General features: G+C 62.5%; 18 protein-coding genes and 2 pseudogenes. 13 read left to right on the forward strand and 7 right to left on the reverse strand.

What is annotated here, in order from left to right:
* Positions 1-3: 3 nt before the first annotated feature.
* Complete coding sequence (araD1, locus tag BLR63_RS10455) at positions 4-993, reverse strand: AraD1 family protein (RefSeq protein ID WP_010567327.1); 990 nt, start codon at positions 991-993, stop codon at positions 4-6.
* Positions 994-1,008: 15 nt separating this feature from the next.
* The gene (locus tag BLR63_RS10460) at positions 1,009-2,331 is read right to left on the reverse strand and encodes an MFS transporter (protein ID WP_010567328.1); all 1,323 of its coding nucleotides are present in this window, start codon (positions 2,329-2,331) and stop codon (positions 1,009-1,011) included.
* A 193-nt stretch (positions 2,332-2,524) separates the two neighbouring features.
* Here BLR63_RS10460 and BLR63_RS10465 point away from each other — a divergent pair, with 193 nt between their 5' ends.
* Positions 2,525-4,261, forward strand: coding sequence for an IlvD/Edd family dehydratase (locus BLR63_RS10465; RefSeq protein WP_010567329.1), 1,737 nt, complete (start codon positions 2,525-2,527; stop codon positions 4,259-4,261).
* Between the two features lie 47 nt (positions 4,262-4,308).
* A complete protein-coding gene (locus BLR63_RS10470; protein ID WP_010567330.1) occupies positions 4,309-5,031 on the forward strand; it encodes a FadR/GntR family transcriptional regulator in 723 nt (240 codons plus the stop codon).
* A 45-nt stretch (positions 5,032-5,076) separates the two neighbouring features.
* On the opposite strand, the gene BLR63_RS10475 is transcribed toward BLR63_RS10470, so the two are convergent.
* Both BLR63_RS10475 and BLR63_RS10480 read right to left on the reverse strand, forming a co-directional pair.
* A complete protein-coding gene (locus BLR63_RS10475) occupies positions 5,077-7,203 on the reverse strand; it encodes a TonB-dependent siderophore receptor (protein ID WP_010567331.1) in 2,127 nt (708 codons plus the stop codon).
* 196 nt (positions 7,204-7,399) lie between these two features.
* Positions 7,400-8,491, reverse strand: a complete 1,092-nt coding sequence (locus tag BLR63_RS10480; RefSeq protein WP_010567332.1) for an NADH:flavin oxidoreductase/NADH oxidase — start codon at positions 8,489-8,491, stop codon at positions 7,400-7,402.
* A 92-nt stretch (positions 8,492-8,583) separates the two neighbouring features.
* Between BLR63_RS10480 and BLR63_RS10485 the strand changes: the two genes are divergently transcribed.
* Positions 8,584-8,883: an ArsR/SmtB family transcription factor gene (locus BLR63_RS10485; RefSeq protein ID WP_042947557.1), complete on the forward strand. Its 300-nt coding sequence runs from the start codon at positions 8,584-8,586 to the stop codon at positions 8,881-8,883.
* Positions 8,884-8,899: 16 nt separating this feature from the next.
* On the opposite strand, the gene BLR63_RS10490 is transcribed toward BLR63_RS10485, so the two are convergent.
* A complete protein-coding gene (locus tag BLR63_RS10490) occupies positions 8,900-9,655 on the reverse strand; it encodes a Fic family protein (protein WP_010567334.1) in 756 nt (251 codons plus the stop codon).
* Positions 9,652-9,915, reverse strand: coding sequence for a hypothetical protein (locus BLR63_RS10495; protein ID WP_010567335.1), 264 nt, complete (start codon positions 9,913-9,915; stop codon positions 9,652-9,654). The genes BLR63_RS10490 and BLR63_RS10495 overlap by 4 nt, the downstream gene beginning before the upstream one ends.
* 590 nt (positions 9,916-10,505) lie before the next feature.
* On the opposite strand from BLR63_RS10495, the pseudogene BLR63_RS32320 reads away from it, so the two are divergent.
* The 9 genes and pseudogenes from BLR63_RS32320 to BLR63_RS10535 all read left to right on the forward strand — a co-directional run.
* Positions 10,506-11,384 (forward strand): annotated as a pseudogene (locus tag BLR63_RS32320) (cache domain-containing protein); the annotation flags it as partial.
* Positions 11,385-11,750: 366 nt separating this feature from the next.
* Positions 11,751-12,293 (forward strand): annotated as a pseudogene (locus BLR63_RS32325) (methyl-accepting chemotaxis protein); the annotation flags it as partial.
* A gap of 266 nt (positions 12,294-12,559) precedes the next feature.
* Positions 12,560-13,150, forward strand: a complete 591-nt coding sequence (locus BLR63_RS10505) for an amino acid synthesis family protein (RefSeq protein ID WP_010567337.1) — start codon at positions 12,560-12,562, stop codon at positions 13,148-13,150.
* A 46-nt stretch (positions 13,151-13,196) separates the two neighbouring features.
* Positions 13,197-14,030, forward strand: a complete 834-nt coding sequence (locus BLR63_RS10510; RefSeq protein WP_010567338.1) for an alpha/beta fold hydrolase — start codon at positions 13,197-13,199, stop codon at positions 14,028-14,030.
* Positions 14,027-15,508, forward strand: a complete 1,482-nt coding sequence (locus BLR63_RS10515; protein WP_010567339.1) for an aldehyde dehydrogenase — start codon at positions 14,027-14,029, stop codon at positions 15,506-15,508. The genes BLR63_RS10510 and BLR63_RS10515 overlap by 4 nt, the downstream gene beginning before the upstream one ends.
* 12 nt (positions 15,509-15,520) lie before the next feature.
* Entirely contained in the window at positions 15,521-16,006 is a 486-nt protein-coding gene (locus BLR63_RS10520; RefSeq protein ID WP_010567340.1) for a flavin reductase family protein, read from the forward strand.
* Between the two features lie 13 nt (positions 16,007-16,019).
* A complete protein-coding gene (locus tag BLR63_RS10525; protein ID WP_010567341.1) occupies positions 16,020-16,409 on the forward strand; it encodes a carboxymuconolactone decarboxylase family protein in 390 nt (129 codons plus the stop codon).
* 23 nt (positions 16,410-16,432) lie between these two features.
* Positions 16,433-17,185 (forward strand): GntR family transcriptional regulator, encoded by a 753-nt coding sequence (locus BLR63_RS10530; RefSeq protein ID WP_010567342.1) that lies wholly within the window; start codon positions 16,433-16,435, stop codon positions 17,183-17,185.
* A gap of 2 nt (positions 17,186-17,187) precedes the next feature.
* The gene (locus BLR63_RS10535) at positions 17,188-17,751 is read left to right on the forward strand and encodes an NUDIX hydrolase (protein WP_010567343.1); all 564 of its coding nucleotides are present in this window, start codon (positions 17,188-17,190) and stop codon (positions 17,749-17,751) included.
* A 66-nt stretch (positions 17,752-17,817) separates the two neighbouring features.
* On the opposite strand, the gene BLR63_RS10540 is transcribed toward BLR63_RS10535, so the two are convergent.
* A complete protein-coding gene (locus tag BLR63_RS10540) occupies positions 17,818-18,111 on the reverse strand; it encodes a DUF1330 domain-containing protein (RefSeq protein WP_010567344.1) in 294 nt (97 codons plus the stop codon).
* Positions 18,112-18,180: 69 nt separating this feature from the next.
* Here BLR63_RS10540 and ribBA point away from each other — a divergent pair, with 69 nt between their 5' ends.
* Positions 18,181-19,290 (forward strand): bifunctional 3,4-dihydroxy-2-butanone-4-phosphate synthase/GTP cyclohydrolase II, encoded by a 1,110-nt coding sequence (gene ribBA / locus BLR63_RS10545; protein ID WP_010567345.1) that lies wholly within the window; start codon positions 18,181-18,183, stop codon positions 19,288-19,290.
* The last annotated feature ends 40 nt before the right edge of the window (positions 19,291-19,330 follow it).

The following is a 19,330-nucleotide window of genomic DNA, read 5'->3' on the forward strand; positions in this document are numbered from 1 at the left end:
CCGTTAAAGGGTGATGACGTCGCCGGGTTCGAAAGCCGCGTCGGCACTGCCGACCCGATTGACCAGCGGCGCGCCGAACTCGGCCTGGCTGATCTCGAACACATCCCCCGGTTGGGTACGTATACCGTCGGCGAATGACAGGGTGGCGGTGCCGAAGAAATGGATGTGCACATCACCCGGCTTGAGGAACTGGCTGTATTTGAAGTGGTGGTATTCGAGGTTTTCCAGGCTGTGGCACATATTGGCCTCGCCACTCAAGAATTCGTTCCGCCAGATCTCCTCGCCATTGCGCAGGATACGGCTGGTGCCGGCCAGATGCTGGGGCAATTCGCCCACGCGCAACTCCGGGCCGTAGCTGCAACTGCGCAGTTTGGAATGGGCCAGGTACAGGTAGTTCTTGCGTTCCATCACGTGGTCGGAAAACTCGTTGCCCACCGCAAAGCCCAGGCGATAGGGCTTGCGGTCGTGGCCGATCACATACAGGCCGCCGATTTCCGGCTCTTCGCCGGCGTCTTCGGCAAAGGGCGGCACCGGGAACGCCGCGCCGGGGCGCACGACGATGCTGCCGTCGCCCTTGTAGAACCATTCCGGTTGCACCCCTGCCTCGCCCGCCGCGGGCTTACCGCCCTCCACGCCCCACTTGAAGATGCGCATGGTGTCGGTCAGGGCGCTGTCGTCGCCGGCCTGGTGCATCTTGTCCCGCGCCGAGGCGCTGCCCAGGTGGGTCAGGCCGGTGCCGCTGATCAGCATATGGGCCGGGTCGGGATGGTCCAGCGGCGGCAGGATCCTCAGGTCAGCCAGCAGGGCCGCGTAGTCATGGCTGTCGCCCAGGCCCAGGCTGTCGACCTGCTGCGCCAGGCCGACGCCCGCTTCGATGGCGGCCAGCGCAAGTTCGCGCACGCTGCGGGCGCTCTGCACCTCACGCAGCGTGGAGCCTTCCACCACACCCACCCGGCGCTCGCCGTTGCCCAACTCGAACTGAACTAAACGCATGAAACTTCTCCTCGATTAAGTACGGGTGGCGCCACGGGCGCTGGCAGCGAATTGGTCGGCGGGCAGCACATGCTTGCGTTCCAGCACGCGGTAGACCACGCCGGTCAAGACCAGCCCGAACACCATCACCGCTGCCAGGAAGTACAAGCCCGAAGCCAGGTTGCCGGTGTATTCCTTGAGCGCGCCGATCACGAACGGGCCGATATAGCCGCCGAGATTGCCCACCGAATTGATCAGGGCAATGCCCGCCGCCGCGCTGGCGCCAGCGAAAAACCGCCCCGGCAAGGTCCAGAACACCGCCGTGCAGGAAAACAGCGCGAACGCCGCCAGGCACAGCGCCGCCATTTGCAACACCGGCAGACTCAGCCAGGCACTGCAGAACAGGCCGATGGCGCCCAGCACATAGAGCACGGCGAGGTGGCCGTAGCGGTCATTCAAACGGTCGGAACTGCGCGGGATGATCAGCAGGCCGATGATGCCGAAGATATACGGCACCGCCGAGATAAAGCCGGTGGTCAGGTCGCTGCCGCCGAACTGCTTGATCAGAGTCGGCAGCCACAGGCCCAGGCCATAGATGCTCAGGGTCACCGGCAGGTAGAACAGCGCCAGCAGCAACACGCGCTTGTCCTTGAGGGCGTGCAACGGGTTGCCGTGGCGGGTCTGGCCGTAGGCTTGCAGGTCCTTGGCCAGTTCGCCGGTAAGCCAGGCTTTTTCGTCCTCGCTCATCCACTTGACCTGTTTGGGGCCGTCCGGCAGGTAGCGCAGCACCGGCCAGGTGAGCAGGATCGCCGGGGTGCCGATCACGATGAACAGCCATTGCCAGCCGTGCAGGCCAAGGATGCCGTCCATGCCCAGCAGCCCACCGGACACGGGACCGGTGATCATCATCGCAATCGGCTGGGACAGGATGAACAGCCCGAGGATCTTGCCGCGATGGCGCACCGGGAACCATTGGGTGATGTAGTACAGCACGCCGGGGAAGAACCCCGCCTCCGCCGCGCCGAGCAGAAAGCGCATCACATAGAAGCTGTGGGGCCCCTGCACAAAAGCCATGCCGATGGTGATGGTGCCCCAGGTGATCATGATCCGCGCAAACCAGCGCCGCGCACCAAAGCGATCGAGCATCAGGTTGCTGGGGATCTCGAACAGGAAGTAGCCGATAAAGAACAAGCCTGCGCCCAAGCCGTAGGCCGCATCACCGATGCCGACGTCGGCGCCCATGTGCAGCTTGGCGAAGCCCACGGCGGAACGGTCCACGTAGGCGATCAGGTACAGCAGGATCAGAAAGGGAATCAGTTTCAGCGTGATGCGCCGAATAAGCCGCAGTTCCTGGCTCATGGGGGTCGATCTCCGATTGTTGTTTTTATAGAAGCTCGGGGGACGCCTCTCGCGAACATCCGCCAGGGCCATACCTCAGTTAAGCCAGACTATATAGTAGGACTATTTGCAAAACAACTCTTCCAAAGCAGCGATTTTGCGCTTATGTTTAACCACGCATAGAACATATAGTCATACAATAAGAGAAACCATCATGCCTGATAAAAAGCCCGGCCTACGCTCCGCCCAGTGGTTCGGTACTGCCGACAAAAACGGCTTCATGTACCGCAGCTGGATGAAGAACCAGGGCATCGCCGACCATCAGTTCCATGGCAAACCGATCATCGGTATCTGCAACACCTGGTCGGAATTGACCCCGTGCAACGCGCATTTCCGCCAGATCGCCGAGCACGTCAAGCGCGGCGTGATCGAAGCCGGCGGCTTTCCGGTGGAATTCCCGGTGTTTTCCAACGGCGAATCCAACCTGCGCCCCACCGCCATGCTGACCCGCAACCTGGCGAGCATGGATGTGGAAGAAGCCATTCGCGGCAACCCGATTGACGGCGTGGTGCTGCTCACCGGCTGCGACAAGACCACCCCCGCGCTGCTGATGGGCGCCGCCAGTTGCGACGTGCCGGCCATCGTGGTCACCGGCGGGCCGATGCTCAACGGCAAGCACAAGGGCCAGGACATCGGTTCGGGCACCGTGGTGTGGCAGCTCAGCGAACAGGTCAAGGCTGGCACCATCACCCTGGATGATTTCCTTGCGGCCGAGGGCGGCATGTCGCGTTCGGCGGGCACCTGCAACACCATGGGCACCGCCTCGACCATGGCCTGCATGGCCGAAGCACTGGGCACCTCCCTGCCCCACAACGCGGCGATCCCGGCGGTGGATGCGCGGCGCTATGTGCTGGCGCATATGTCCGGCATGCGCGCAGTGGAGATGGTGCGCGAAGACTTGAAGCTGTCGAAGATCCTCACCAAGGAGGCGTTTGAAAATGCAATCCGCGTGAATGCGGCCATCGGCGGTTCGACCAACGCAGTGATTCACTTGAAAGCCATCGCCGGACGCATCGGCGTGGAGTTGGACCTGGACGACTGGACCCGCATCGGGCGCGGCATGCCGACCATCGTCGACCTGCAACCGTCCGGGCGCTTCCTGATGGAAGAGTTCTACTACGCCGGCGGCCTGCCCGCGGTGCTGCGCCGTCTCGGCGAAGCCAACCTGATCCCGCACCCGAATGCCCTGACCGTCAACGGCAAGTCCCTGGGCGAGAACACCAAGGACTCGCCGATCTATGGCCAGGACGAAGTGATCCGCACCCTCGACAACCCGATCCGCGCCGATGGCGGTATCTGCGTACTGCGCGGCAACCTGGCGCCTTTGGGCGCGGTGCTCAAGCCGTCGGCCGCCAGCGCGGAGCTGATGCAGCACCGTGGACGTGCAGTGGTGTTCGACAACTTCGACATCTATAAGGCACGCATCAACGACCCCGAACTGGACGTGGACGCCAACTCGATCCTGGTCATGAAAAACTGCGGGCCCAAGGGTTATCCGGGCATGGCCGAAGTCGGCAACATGGGCCTGCCGGCCAAGCTGCTGGCCCAGGGCGTGACCGACATGGTGCGCATCTCCGACGCACGCATGAGCGGCACGGCGTACGGCACGGTGGTCTTGCATGTGGCACCGGAAGCGGCCGCCGGCGGGCCGTTGGCTGCGGTGCAGGAAGGTGACTGGATCGAACTCGATTGCGCCAACGGACGCCTGCACCTGGACATCTCCGATGCCGAGCTGGCGGCGCGCATGGCTGACCTGAAGCCGCCGCAGAACCTGATCGTCGGCGGTTACCGCCAGCTGTATATCGACCATGTGCTGCAGGCCGACCAGGGCTGCGACTTCGATTTCCTGGTTGGTTGCCGAGGCGCGGAAGTCCCCCGTCATTCCCACTAATTGGGATGCTATGATGCCGCCTATTTAGCCAGAGCATCCCTGTCGTTATGGATCACCAGCCGTCCAAGCCGCGCAAGAGCATGCATGCCCAGATCGTCCAGGACTTGGGCATGCACATCGTTTCCGGTCGCTTCAAGCCCGAAGAACGACTGCCCATGGAAGCCACGCTGTGCGAGGAGTACAAGGTCAGCCGCTCGGTTCTGCGCGAGGCGACCCGGGTGCTCAGCGCCAAGGGCCTGGTGTATTCCAAGCCACGGGTCGGCGCAGTGGTGCGGCCTCGGGCGAAGTGGCACCTGCTCGACCCGGACGTGCTGTCCTGGTTGATGCAGTCCACGCCCCATAGTGAGTTCTTCAATACCCTGGCCGGTGTTCGGCGCATCCTCGAACCGGAAATCGCCGCCATGGCCGCGACCACGGCCACCGCCGAAGACATCGCCACCATCGAAAAAGCCTACCTCGGCATGGAAACCGCGCAGACCCACGAACAGCTGCTGCAGGCCGACCTGGACTTCCACCGCGCCATCGCCGACGCCACGCGCAACGACCTGCTCGCCTACATGTGCAACATGCTGTCGCTGCCACTGCGCGAGTCAATCAACATCACCAACCGCCGCCCGGATATCCAGGGCCTGAGCCTGCCCCGGCACAAGGCGATCCTCACCGCCATCCAGAACCGCGACGCCCTCGGCGCCCGGCATGCATCGCTGGTGCAACTGGACGACACGCGGGTGGCGCTGGATACGGTGATGAATGTACTGACGCCGCTTTAATAATGTGGGAGCAAGCCCCTCCCACATTTGAAGCGGTGTACGCCGTTACAGGGTGTAGGCGATGCCGACTTGCACGGTGCGCGGCTCGCCTGGGTAGGCATACACGTTACCGAACGCACCTTCTTCATAGTCGCGATTGAACAGGTTCTTCACATCCAGGTTCAGCCGCACCTTGTCGTTGACCTTGTAGTAGCCGAGCAGATCCACCACGGTGTAGGCGCCCATTGAAAACGGCGTGTTGGAGGTCTGGCCAACCCGTTCGGCGACGTACTTGCCTCCCGCGCCGAGCCCCAGGCCCTTGAGGGCGCCGTCCTGGAACTCATAGACGTTGAGCAGGCTGAAGCTGTTGCGCGGAATGTTGGCCAAACGGGAACCGACACGAATGGTGTTGTCCTTGGTGACCTCGGCATCCACATAGGCATAACCGCCAATCACCCGCCACTCGGGGGTGATATTACCCGCCACGTTCAGGTCGAACCCACGGCTGCGCACCTGGCCTGCGGCGACGCTGAAGGTCGAGTCCAGCGGATCGGTGGTCAGCACGTTTTTCTTCTCGATCTGGTAGATCGCCGCATCGACACTCAGCTGTCGCTCCAGGGCTTCCCACTTGATACCCATCTCGTAGGACTTGCCTTTCTCCGGCTCAAAACCACCGCCCTCGCGGGCCGCGCCGGTGTTGGGCTTGAACGAACGCGCAGCGTCGGCGTAGACCGCGACGGTCTCGGTGAGGTCGTAGATCACGCCAACACGCGGGGTGACAGCGTTGTCGGCGGCGTTCCAGGGCTTCACGCCGGTGACGTAGCTTTCATAGTCATGCTCGAAGCGCTCGAAACGAGCCCCGGCGAGCACTTTCAGGCGCTCGGTCAGGGCCACCTGGTCCTGGACGAACGCGGCGTAGGTCTTGAGGTTTTCCTTGTCGTGGGTCGGCGTGCGCGTCAGGGCCGGGCGTGGCTGACCGTAGACAGGGTCGAAGATGTCGATGGGGTAGCTGCCCGCCAAGCCGCTGGAACGCTGGATGATCGACTTGTAGTCGTAGTCTTCGAATTCGACGCCCGTCAGCAAGGTGTGATCGAAACCGCCGGTGGAGAAGTGCCCGGTGAGGTTGAGCTGGGTGTCCTTGTCGGTCCACTCCAGCTTGCGGTAGTTGAAGTTGCGGCTGAGGGTGCGCCCATCGGCGGCCAGGCTGTTGGCTTCGATGGCATTGCCTTGCAAGGTGCCGTCCAGCCATTGGAAGCCACCGCCCAGGGTCCAATTGTCGTTGAGCAGGTGCTCGAAACGCAGTTGGGCCATGTTGTTGTCGTTGTGCAGTTTGCCGATGTCTTTTTCGCCCCAGAACGTGTCACGCGACGGCGTGCCTTTTTGATTGGCATAACGCGTCAGGCCGCGGTCCAGCGGGTGGTTGTTGCGCATGAAATCACCCTCGAAGATCACCTTGGTGTCATCGGTGGCTTGCCAGGTGACCACCGGAGTCACGCCATAACGCTCGGTTTCGACATGGTCGCGGAAGGTGTCGCCGCCCTCGCCCACCACATTCAGGCGATAAGCCAGTCGACCTTGTTCGTCCAGCGGGCCGGAGGCATCGAGGGTGGCGCGCTGCATGCCCTGGTCATCCAGTTGGCTGCCCAGGGTCACTTTCGGTTCGGCCAGCGGTTGCTTGGAGACCACGTTGAAGGTGCCGCCGGGATCGCCACGGCCATAAAGCATGGTGGCTGGCCCGCGCAGCACTTCCAGGCGTTCGATGCTGTTGGCGTCGGGCATGTTCGGATAGCCACGGTTGATCGGGAACCCGTTGCGATAGAACTCGCCGGTGGTAAAGCCGCGCACGGTGAAGGTGGTCAGCCCCTGCCCGCCGAAGTTGTTGGCGCGGCCGACGCCGCCGGCATAGTCGAGGGCATCCTGCAGGCGAGTGGCGCCGATATCCTCGACCACGTCCTTGGATACGACACTGATGGACTGCGGTGTTTCATGAATCGAGGTGTCGGTGCGCGTCGCACTGGCCGAACGTGTGGCGTGGTACCCCTGCACCGGCCCCTGGGCGGTCTCATAGTCCGCTGCGCCGGTGATGTTGGTCGCTTGCAGTTCGACGCGGGTTGTTTCGGTGGAGGCAACCTCGGCCCAGGTGAAAGGGGAAAACGCCTGAAGCACACAGATTGAAATCAGGGTACGCCGCATGGATGTTGAACCTAATGAATGAGCCAAATGAAATGGCAGATCTGCCAAGAACTCCGGCGCGGATGGTATACCAAATCATTATTGTTTGACACACGTTCTCATTCACTGTTTTTTAGGTATCCACTGTGTATCCGAGTCAAATCCGCGGCGAAAAAAAGCCACTCGATTGAGTGGCTCATCCCATCAGAAGCGCGCCTCAGCGATAGCGTTCCAACCAATGTGCGTAAGGCGCGGGCAAGGTCCAGGAGGCCTTCTCGATGCCCAGCTCCTTGGCGGCAAAGTACGCCCAATGCGGATCGGCCAAGTGCGCACGGCCCACCGAGACCAAATCCAACTGGCCGGCCTGCAACGCGCCTTCGGCCAGTTGCGGTGTACCAAAGCCCCAGGCCGACGTGACCGGGATACCGGCTTCGCGACGCACGCGCTCAGCGACAGGACCCAGAAACGCCGGGCCCCACGGGATGTTGGTGTCCGGGATGGTAAAGCCGACGCTGACGCTCAGCAGGTCGAGGCCGCCGGCCTTGAAACGACGAGCCAGTTCGATGGACTCGGTGAGGGTCTGCTCGTCACGGCCGTCGTATTCGATCACGCCGAAACGCGCGGTCAGCGGCAGGTTTTCCGGCCAGACTTCACGCACGGCGGCCAGGGTTTCCAGAAGGAAGCGGCTGCGGTTGTCGAAGCTGCCACCGTAGGCATCGGTGCGCTGGTTGGAATGCTCGGAGAAAAAGCTCTGGGCCAGGTAGCCGTGGGCGAAGTGCAGTTCGATCCACTCAAAGCCGGCGTCACGGGCACGGCGGGCGGCATCGACAAAATCCTGCTTGACGCGAGCGATGTCATCCAGGGTCATGGCGCGCGGCACCTGGGGCAGATTGGCCCCGAATGCGATCGCCGACGGTGCGATGGTTTCCCACGCACGGGCGTCGGAGGCAGGCATATGATCGTCGCCTTCCCATGGACGATTGGCGCTGGCCTTGCGCCCGGCATGGGCGATCTGGATGCCCGGCACCGAACCGGCCGCCTTGATGGCCTTGACCATCGGCACGAACGCTTGGGCATGGGCATCGCTCCAGATACCGGCGCAACCTGGAGTGATACGGCCTTCAGGCGCGACGGCGGTGGCTTCGACCACCACCAGACCGGCACCACCACGGGCCATGCCGGCCAGGTGCACGTGGTGCCAGTCGTTGACGATGCCGTCTTCGGCCATGTATTGGCACATTGGCGGGACGGCGATGCGATTGCGCAGGGTGACGTCTTTGAGCTTGAACGGTTCGAACAATGCAGACATGAGAGCGCTCCGGGGAGTGGGTGGCTGATTCGATAGTTCGATGGTAATCGAACTATAGTCTTCTACGATACCCCCCTGTTATGATTCGTTCCATGCGAGCCCTCAAACACCCCCCTGTTCAAGACCTGACCCTCGAGCGTCTGCTGTATGCCTTGAGCGATCCAGTGCGCCTGGAAATCGTACGCTGCCTGGCCAATGTGCCCGAGGCCACCTGCGGCGAACTGGACGGCGGGCGGCCCAAGTCGAGCATGTCCCATCACTTTCGCGTATTGCGCGACGCCGGCCTGGTGCAAACCCGCAATGTCGGCACCACCCATATGAACTCGCTGCGTGGCGATGTGCTTGAGGCGCGCTTTCCGGGGTTGTTGGCGAGCATTCTGGCTCAGCGGTAAACCCCGGATCGCGGCCCTATTTTTCGGATGTAGGGAGACGGGGCAATTGGGCTCTGTAGGCGTTATAAATCTGTTGAACCTCAGGGTTGTCCAGATTTTCGTAGGTGATTCCTTCCTTATCGAGCCCATCCAATCCCTTGATGCCACCTATCATTCCTGGCCATTCATCGCGATGTGCAATATCGACCACGAAAGGTTTCAAGTAATCATTCAGATGCCCTTTGAACGGTTCTCTGATTTCCGCACTGAGTGTTCGAAGATAATCATCCTTGTTCGTCCTTGACCACTCGATAGCGAACTTGGCTCGATAACACAGCTCCATGAAAACAAGCAGAATCGTGCGCCCATTACCGTCAAGAAAAGGATGCGCAAACGCCAACTGCCCCATCACATCGCCAGGACGATCTCTAAAGCGTTTCTTATTCGAAGCCAGATTGAGTGCATAGTCGACGCAAAGCTTGATCGACGCCGGATGCTCGAACGGAGTATGACGGGGATCGTCCTGAGAGCCTTTGAACACGGCAAGATGGGGCACAAGTTCGGCTCTGTCTTTCCCTGCCCAGGGATAAAAGCCAGAGAACAGGATCTCGTGCACTTTGAGTATGGACGAGTAAACAATCGGTTTTTTCTTGGCCAAATAGCCGAGCGCATCTTCCATGCTCAGTTCAAACGACAGATGCTCGGACTCTTTTACTTCGACGGGATCTTTAAGCTGAAGTGCGTTTTGAAGATACCCAGCGGTTTCAAAATCACCGAAGGGATCGAAACTCATACGCTAAGTGGCTTCTTGGAGCGCCGCTTCTCCTGAAGGTAACTCCCCTGAAGCGCCAGGGTTTCCGACTTGCTCAGAACGCCCTTCCTCTTGAGATTGACCAACAACTGCTCAACACCATCCAGCTCGACCCTGTCACCAGCCAGACTGGTAATCGCAGCGGCCATTCGGCTTATGTCGTCACGCTCAGCGGTGACATGATGAGCTTTAGCCATCCGGCGCACATGGCTGGCAATACTGACATCGGCTGTATTAGTCATCTGAAATCCCTCAATTAGCCCTCAGAGCATAGCATGGCGCCCCGCCTCCCTCTCAACCGCAGCGAGGGCTGCCTTAAACGTTTCAGGCGTCATGACGAACCTTTCACGGCAAACCACCATCCGAGTTCAGGCTCTGTCGCTTACCGCTCCTCGCGACGTCTGCGTTTGAAAGCCCCTATCCCCAAGAAATCCCGCCTGGTCATCCAGACCATGGGCTACGTGGGCTGGTCGTTGTTTCGGCTGTTGCCGGGGGGTTGGTTTGCAGCGTGATGCGCTGGGTGGCGAGCGCATCGGTTAAATATCCTTTTGCACCTCAAGTGCTGGCCCCCACGGTCGATATACAAAGGTGAGCATGCCCCCTCATAACAACGCATGCGACGCTCGACGCTACCGTTTTCTCCTTGCCAAAACTATAAATACCCGCGGGTGAAGTCATGAATATCAAGCAGAAGCTGACCTGGGCATTTGCGGCCATCGCGTGCCTACCGGTCATCCTCGTCGCCATTCTGGTGGTGCTGAACGTCCGCGAGGGGGCCCAGAGCAACTTCCTCGACAGTAGCGGTCGCGAGATCCGCCAGATCGACAATGGCATGAAGCAGTTCTTCGACGGCATCAGCCAGAACGTCGAATACGTCGCCAAGGACCCGCGCGTTGTCGCCGCCAAGGACGTCAAGAACTATTCCGGCGCCGATGCCGCGCAAATCCCCCTCACCCCGACCAATAAAGAGCTGCTGGCGATTTTCGACCAGTTCGCCAAAAGCCATCCCAGCACCGCCTACCTGTCCCTGGGCCTCGCCGACGGCGGCTATGCCAGCTGGCCCGACGACGCCAAGCTGAACAACTACGATCCGCGCGTACGCCCCTGGTACAAAGCCGCCATCGCCGCCCCCGGTACCACCGTGCGTACCGGCGCCTATTACTGGGCCCCGGATGACGTGGTGCTGATCGGCACCGTGCACACCGTCGCCGATGCCACCGGCAACATCCTCGGCGTAGTCGGCCTGGACGTGTCGCTCAAACAGCTCACCGAACTGGTGCGCAACATCAAGCTCGGCGACAGCGGCTACCTGATGTTGGTGGAAGGCAACGGTAACGTGCTGGTGGACCCCAGCGACGCCAAGCATAACTTCAAACCCCTCGCCGACCTGGGCGCCAACTATGCCGAACTGGCCAAGCGCAGCGACGGCGTGACCCAAATCGAGATCGACGGCGTGCCGTACATGGCCAACGTGGTCAGTTCCAAAGACCTGGGCTGGCGCTTCATCGGCCTGATCAAACGCGACGAAGTGATGGCCGACGCCACGCGCCTCACCTGGTTGATCGCCGCCATCGCAGCGGCATTGGCCGTGGTGTTCGCGATTGTCGGTGCCAGCTTCGCCAGCATGATCGTGCGCCCCATCCGCGGCGTCGCCAACGGCCTGCAAGAAATCGCCGAAGGCGAAGGTGACCTGACCCGCCAACTCAGCGTGCAGGGCAAGGATGAAACCGCCAGCCTGGCCGGCTGGTTCAACCAGTTCCTGGGCATGATCGCCCAACTGGTGCAACGCATCGGTAGCGCCTCCTCCGACCTGCAGACCGCGGCCGCCGACACCAGCGAAGTCGCCCACAACCTGCACCAGGCTGCCGGTCGCCAGCGCGAAGCGGTGGAACTGGTGAGCACTGCATTCAACGAAATGGTGGCCACCGCCAATGAAGTCGCACGCTCCTGCGGCGCCGCCGCGTCGAGTGCCGATGAGGGCTACCGCGATGTGCACGACGGCCAGCAACATATCGGCGAAGCCACCGGCAGCGTGCTCAAGCTCAGCGACGACCTGCAAAAGTCGACCCAGACCATGCAGCAGTTGGAGCAGGACAGCAAAAACATCAACACCATCCTCGACACCATCCGTTCGATCGCCGAGCAGACCAACCTGCTGGCCCTCAACGCAGCGATCGAAGCCGCGCGCGCCGGTGACCAGGGCCGTGGCTTTGCCGTGGTCGCCGATGAAGTCCGCGCCCTGGCCCGTCGCACCGCCGACTCCACCGGCGAGATCGACAGCCTGCTCGGCAACCTCGCCCGCCGCACCCAGGAAGTCACCCTGCAGATGCAAGGCAGCCTGCAGGTCTCGCACACCAGCGTCGAACGCATCCAACAGGCCCGCGACAGTTTCAACAAAATCCAGGGCTCGGTGGACTCGATTCGCGACCAGAACACCCAGATCGCCACGGCCGCCGAGGAGCAGCACCAAGTGGCCGAAGAGATCAACCGCCACATCGCGCAGATCCATGCCGATGCGCAACTGGTCGAAGGGTTTGCCCAGTCTGCACAGACTGGCTCAGGCCGCTTGACCGATATTTCCGGGCAACTCAAAGGCCTGGTAGGCCGCTTCAAGTTCTAATCCCCCCCCCGCAAGGCGGCGAGCCCCTCGCCGCCTCTGCTGCTGACGCCCCCCCTGCACCTTGAACCCGTTCGCGCCTGTGGTCGCCTGACGAAATCGGCATCGCGCGCGCCTGCACACTCCCACTGACCTTCATGTCGCTGTCCGCATCCGAGGATGAGGCTGGCGCACAACCGTCGATCATTCGAACTCGCTGACGTCTATTGCGATTCTCGTATTATGGTATACCATCATACGCAGACCCCTCACATCAGACGGAGCAGCCCATGAGTTTCGAAATCCGCAAGATCGTCAGTTATGTCGAAGAAACCTTTATCGAAGGCGGCAAAGCCTCGGACAAGCCCGTAACCATGGTCGGCTTGGCCGTGGTCCTGAAAAACCCGTGGCTGGGTCGCGGTTTCGTCGAAGACCTGAAGCCTGAAATCCGCGCCAACTGTTCCGACCTCGGTGCGCTGATGGTCGAGCGCCTCGTGGGCATCATCGGCGGCGCCGAGAAAATCGAAGCCTACGGCAAGGCCGCCGTGGTGGGCGCCGATGGCGAGATCGAACACGCCAGCGCGATCATCCACACCCTGCGCTTCGGCAACCACTACCGTGAAGCGGTCAAGGCCAAGAGCTACCTGAGCTTCACCAACAAGCGCGGCGGCCCGGGCACGTCGATCCAGATCCCGATGATGCACAAGGACGACGAAGGCCTGCGTTCGCACTACATCACCCTGGAAATGCAGATCGAAGACGCGCCGCGCGCCGACGAAATCGTCGTGGTCCTGGGCTGCGCCGATGGCGGCCGCCTGCACCCACGGATCGGCAATCGTTACATCGACCTGGAAGAACTGGCCGCCGAAAAGGCCCAGTAATCCCGGCGGGTAACGCCTCTAACAAAAAGGTATGCAGGAGCGCTCCATGATTCGGCTCACCGCTGAACGCACCCCGGCTGGCACCAGTTATCTGGCGACCGGCCAAGGCCAGCCTGTGGTTTTGATCCACGGCGTGGGCCTGAATAAAGAAATGTGGGGCGGGCAAGTCGTTGGCCTGGCCACGAACTACCGCGTGATCACCTATGACATGCTCGGCCATGGCGCCAGCCCGCGCCCGGCCGCCGGCACGCCGCTGCTTGGCTATGCCGACCAGTTGCTGGAACTGCTCGACCACCTGCAACTGCCCCAGGCCACGGTGATCGGGTTTTCCATGGGCGGCCTGGTCGCTCGCGCGTTTGCCCTGCATTACCCCGAACGCCTGCGTAGCCTGGTGGTGCTCAACAGTGTGTTCGACCGCAGCCCTGAACAGCGTGCCGGGGTGATCGCACGCACCGCCCAGGCCGCCGAACATGGCCCGGACGCGAACGCCGAAGCGGCCCTGTCGCGCTGGTTCAGCCGCGAGTATCAGGCGGCCAACCCGGCGCAGATCGCCGCGCTGCGCCAGACCCTGGCCGGCAACGATCCCCAGGGCTACCTGACCACCTATGAATTGTTCGCGACCCAAGACATGTACCGCGCCGACGACCTGGGCAGCATCCAGGCGCCGACGCTGGTCGCCACCGGCGAGCTCGATCCAGGCTCGACACCGCAGATGGCCCGGCAATTGGCCGAGCGTATTCCCGGCGCGACCGTCGCCATCTTGCCCGAGCAACGGCATATGATGCCGGTCGAATCGCCGCGCCTGGTCAACCAGCTGCTGCTGGACTTTCTCGACACGGCACACTCCCAACAGCACCCGATAAAGGGGATCGTGGCATGACACTTGAACGCTTCCAGATGTGCATCGGCGGAGAATGGGTCGATGCCCTGTCCGGCAAGACCTTCGACAGCCTGAACCCGGCCCTCGCCGAGCCTTGGGCGCAACTGCCCGACGCCGACGCAGCCGACGTGGAGCGCGCCGTGCAGGCCGCGCAAAGCGCCTTCGACAGCCCGGCCTGGCGCGGCCTGACCGCCACCGCGCGAGGCAAACTGCTGCGCCGCCTGGGCGATCTGATCGCCGAGAACAAAGAACACCTGGCCCAGCTGGAAAGCCGCGACAACGGCAAGCTGATCCGCGAAACCCGTGGCCAGGTCAGCTACCTGCCGGAGTTCTTCCACTACACCGCCGGCCTGGCCGACAAACTCGAAGGCGGCACCCTGCCGCTGGACAAGCCCGACCTGTTCGCCTACACGGTGCACGAAGCCATGGGCGTGGTCGCCGCGATCATTCCGTGGAACAGCCCGCTGTACCTGACCGCGATCAAACTCGCGCCGGCCCTGGCGGCGGGCAATACCATCGTGATCAAACCGTCGGAACACGCCTCGGCGACCATCCTGGAACTCGCGCGCCTGGCCCTCGAAGCCGGGATTCCGCCGGGCGTTGTCAACGTGGTCACCGGCTACGGCCCGAGCACCGGCGCCGCCCTCACCCGCCACCCGCTGGTGCGCAAGATCGCCTTTACCGGCGGTGCGGCCACGGCGCGGCATGTGGTGCGCAGCAGCGCGGAGAACTTCGCCAAACTGTCCCTGGAACTGGGTGGCAAGTCGCCGAACATCATTTTTGCCGACGCCGACCTCGACAGCGCCATCAACGGCGCGATCGCCGGTATCTACGCGGCGTCCGGCCAGAGTTGCGTCTCCGGTTCGCGCCTGCTGGTGCAGGATGAAATCTACGACGAATTCGTCGCGCGCCTGGTGGAACGCGCCCAGCGCATCCACATCGGCAACCCCCAGGACGACGCCAGCGAAATGGGCCCCATGGCCACCGCGCAGCAACTGGCCGTGGTCGAAGGGCTGGTGGCCGATGCCATCGCCGAAGGCGCACGCCTGCGCACCGGCGGCAAGCGCCCGCAGAACCTCGGCGAAGGCTGGTTCTATGAGCCGACACTGTTCGAGTGCGACCGCAACTCGATGAAGATCATGCAGGAAGAAGTATTCGGCCCGGTGGCCTCGGTCATCCGCTTCAAGGACGAAGCCGAAGCACTGGCCATCGCCAACGACTCGCAGTTCGGCCTCGCCGCCGGCATCTGGACCCGTGACCTGGGCCGCGCCCATCGCCTGGCGCGGGATGTGCGCTCGGGGATCATCTGGGTCAATACCTACCGTGCGGTGTCGGCCATGGCGCCCATCGGCGGCTTCAAGAACAGTGGCTACGGGCGCGAAAGCGGCATCGATTCGGTGCTGGCCTACACCGAACTGAAGACGGTGTGGATCAACCTCTCCCAGGCGCCCATGCCTGACCCATTTGTGATGCGTTAAGAGACCACGACCATGATCGAACCCGGCATATATAAAGACGTCATGAGCTCCTTCCCCTCCGGCGTCACGGTGGTCACCACCCTCGACCCGGACGGCGGCATCGTCGGTATCACCGCCAGTGCGTTCAGCGCGCTGTCGATCGACCCGGCGCTGGTGCTGTTCTGCCCCAACTACGCGTCGGACACCTACCCGATCCTGCGCGACAGCAAGCGCTTTGCGATTCACCTGCTATCCGCCGACCAGACCGCCGAAGCCTATGCCTTCGCCAGCAAAGGCAAGGAAAAAGCCAAGGGCATCGAGTGGCACCTGAGCGAACTGGGCAATCCGCTGCTGGCCAAGGCCACGGCGATCATCGAGTGCGAGCTGTGGCGCGAATACGACGGCGGCGATCACGCAATCATCGTCGGCGCGGTGAAGAACCTGATCCTGCCCGAGCAACCGGTCACGCCGATGATCTATCACAAAGGCAAGCTGGGCCCGCTGCCCACCCTGGCCTGAGGAGCAGTGTGCAATGAACAACGGAAAGTATGAGCAGGGGCTGAAGATCCGCACTCAGGTGCTGGGCGAAGCCTACGTGCAGCGCTCGATCGAGAACGCCGACGACTTCACCCGGCCGCTGCAGGAACTGGTCACCGAGTACTGCTGGGGCCATGTGTGGGGCCGGGAGGGTTTGTCGCTTAAAGAACGCAGCATGATAAACTTGGCAATGATTTCGGCCCTCAATCGGCCCCACGAGCTCAAGCTGCATGTACGCGGCGCCTTGCGTAACGGGCTGAGTCGTGAACAAATACGCGAAATTCTGCTTCAGGTCGGCATCTATTGCGGGGTTCCCGCCGCCGTGGACAGCTTCCGGCTGGCCCGGGAGGCCTTCGCCGAAGCCGATGCCGAGGCCTCCCGTTAACCGCCCCATTCAGAGCAGCCCCCATGAAACGCCTGCCCCTCGACGACAGCTTCAAGGTCAATCACAACCCAGTCACCCTGCGCGAAATCGTGCTGGAGAAACTGCGCAGCGCCATCATGAACTTCCAGCTGCTGCCCGGTGACCGCCTGGTGGAGCGCGACCTGTGCGACCGCCTCGGCGTCAGCCGCACCTCGGTACGCGAAGCCTTGCGTCACCTGGAGTCCGAAGGCCTGGTGGAATTCGCCGATGCCAAGGGCCCGCAAGTGGCGATCATCACCCTGGCCGACGCCGTCGACATCTATGAACTGCGCTGCGTGCTCGAAGGCCTGATCGTGCAGCTGTTCACCCTGCGCGCCAAGGCCAAGGACATCAAGGCCCTGGAGAAAGCCCTGGAGGAAAACCGCAAGGCCCTCAAGGACGGCGAACTGCAACAGGTCATCGATTCGGTGCAGGGCTTCTACGACGTGTTGCTCGAAGGTTCGGGCAACCACGTGGCCGCCACCCAGTTGCGTCAGTTGCAGGCGCGCATCAGCTACTTGCGCGCTACGTCGGTGTCCCAGGAAAACCGTCGCGGCACCAGCAATCAGGAAATGGAACGCATGGTCCAGGCGATCAAGAGCGGCGACCCCCTCGCCGCCCACCAGGCCTGCGTCGATCACGTGCGCGCCGCGGCGGCCGTGGCCCTGGATTACCTCAAGCGCAAACAGGAAGAGACCGGCAAGATCCCCGAGATCACCCTGCCCATCGCCCTCAAAGAACCGCGCATAGGCCACTGACCGTGTCCAGCCCACGCTTTTGCCCGCAATGCGGCGGCAGTGACCTCGGTTACCAGCGGCCAGCGGGCGATACCCATGAGCGCCTGATGTGCCGCGGTTGCGGCTACATCCACTACGTCAATCCCAAGATCATCGCCGGCTGCATCATCGAGCAGGACGGCAAGTACCTGCTGTGCCAACGGGCCATCCCTCCGCGCCCCGGCACCTGGACGTTGCCCGCCGGCTTCATGGAAGGCGGCGAGACCACCGAGCAGGCCGCGTTGCGCGAAGTCTGGGAAGAAAGCGGCGTACGCGCCGAGATCCTCTCGCCCTACTCGATCTTCAGCGTGCCGAGGATCAGCGAGGTGTACATCATCTTCCGCGCCATCGCGCTGGAAATTACCGGCCAGTTCGGGCCGGAAACCCTCGACTACAAATTCTTCGCGCCCGAGGACATTCCCTGGGACAGCATCTACTACCCGGCGATCCGCCAGATCCTCGAACGCTATATCGCGGAACGCCAGGCCGGGGTGTACGGGATTTACATCGGCAATGACGACAGCGGCAAGGTGCATTTCATCCGCTGATCGTCAGGCCAAAGCGAGTCGAATGTGGGAGGCAGCAAGCCCCCACATTTGGACCGCGCCCGCCTGTCAGGGCGCCAGCCCTTCCACAATGATGATCTGCGCCTCCCCCACCCCCTCGCGATGCGCCTTCGCCGCCTGATATTCGGCGGATTGGTAACACGCCACCGCCTGCTCATAGCTGTCGAACTCAATCACCACATTGCGCTGCCTTGCCGGCCCGCCTTCCATCGCTTCGCTGCGTCCGCCCCTGGCCAGGAACCGCGCACCGAACTTCGCAAACGCCGCGGGCGCGCGCTGGGTGTATTGCGTGTACTGCTCTGCATCGGACACATCCACATGGGCAATCCAGTAGGCCTTCATCACGACATCCTCTTGCTTGGTTTTTGTGGTATACCATAATACATACAACCAACAAAACGAGCATTTCACATGGCCTTCAACAGCATCGCAGACATCATCGAAGACTACCGCCAAGGCAAGATGGTGCTGCTGGTCGACGACGAAGACCGGGAAAACGAGGGCGATCTGTTGCTGCCCGCCGCTTGCTGCACCGCCGAGACTATCAGCTTCATGGCCCGCGAAGCCCGTGGCCTGATCTGCCTGACCCTCACCGACGAACACTGCCAGCGCCTGGGCCTGGAGCAGATGGTGCCGAGCAATGGCAGCGCGTTCAGCACCGCGTTCACCGTGTCCATCGAAGCCGCCAGCGGCGTGACCACCGGCATCTCCGCCGCCGACCGCGCACGCACGGTGGCGGCCGCCGTGGACGTCAATGCCGGCCCGGCCGACATCGTGCAGCCGGGGCATATCTTCCCGCTGCGCGCCAAGGACGGCGGTGTATTGACCCGCGCCGGCCATACCGAAGCCGGCTGCGACCTGGCGCGCCTGGCCGGACATACGCCGGCCTCGGTGATCGTCGAAGTGATGAACGACGACGGCACCATGGCCCGCCGCCCCGACCTGGAAATCTTCGCGCGCAAGCACGGCATCAAGATCGGCACCATCGCCGACCTGATTCACTACCGCCTCAGCACCGAGCGCACCGTGGTGCGCATTGGCGAACGCGACCTGCCCACGGTGCATGGCACGTTCCGCCTGATCACCTTTGAAGACCGCATCGACGGCGGCGTGCACATGGCGATGGTCATGGGCCACTTACGCCGCGACGAGCCGACACTGGTGCGCGTGCATGTAATCGACCCACTGCGCGACCTGGTCGGTGCCGAGTACAGCGGCCCGTCCAACTGGACGTTGTGGGCGGCCCTGCAGCGCGTGGCGGCCGAAGGCAGCGGCGTGGTGGTGGTACTGGCCAACCATGAATCGTCCCAGGCATTGCTCGAGCGCGTGCCGCAGTTGACCCAGACGCAGCGCCCGTTCAACCGCTCGCAATCGCGGATTTATTCGGAGGTGGGAACCGGGGCGCAGATATTGCAGGACTTGGGCGTCGGCAAGCTGCGTCACCTCGGCCCGCCCCTGAAATACGCCGGGCTGACCGGCTACGACCTGGAGGTGGTCGAGAGCATTCCCTTTACCGAATGACAGATAACCGGTAAGGCAAAATGCTTGCACAAAGTTTGGA

Source organism: Pseudomonas extremaustralis (genome assembly GCF_900102035.1).
Taxonomy (GTDB): domain Bacteria; phylum Pseudomonadota; class Gammaproteobacteria; order Pseudomonadales; family Pseudomonadaceae; genus Aquipseudomonas; species Aquipseudomonas extremaustralis.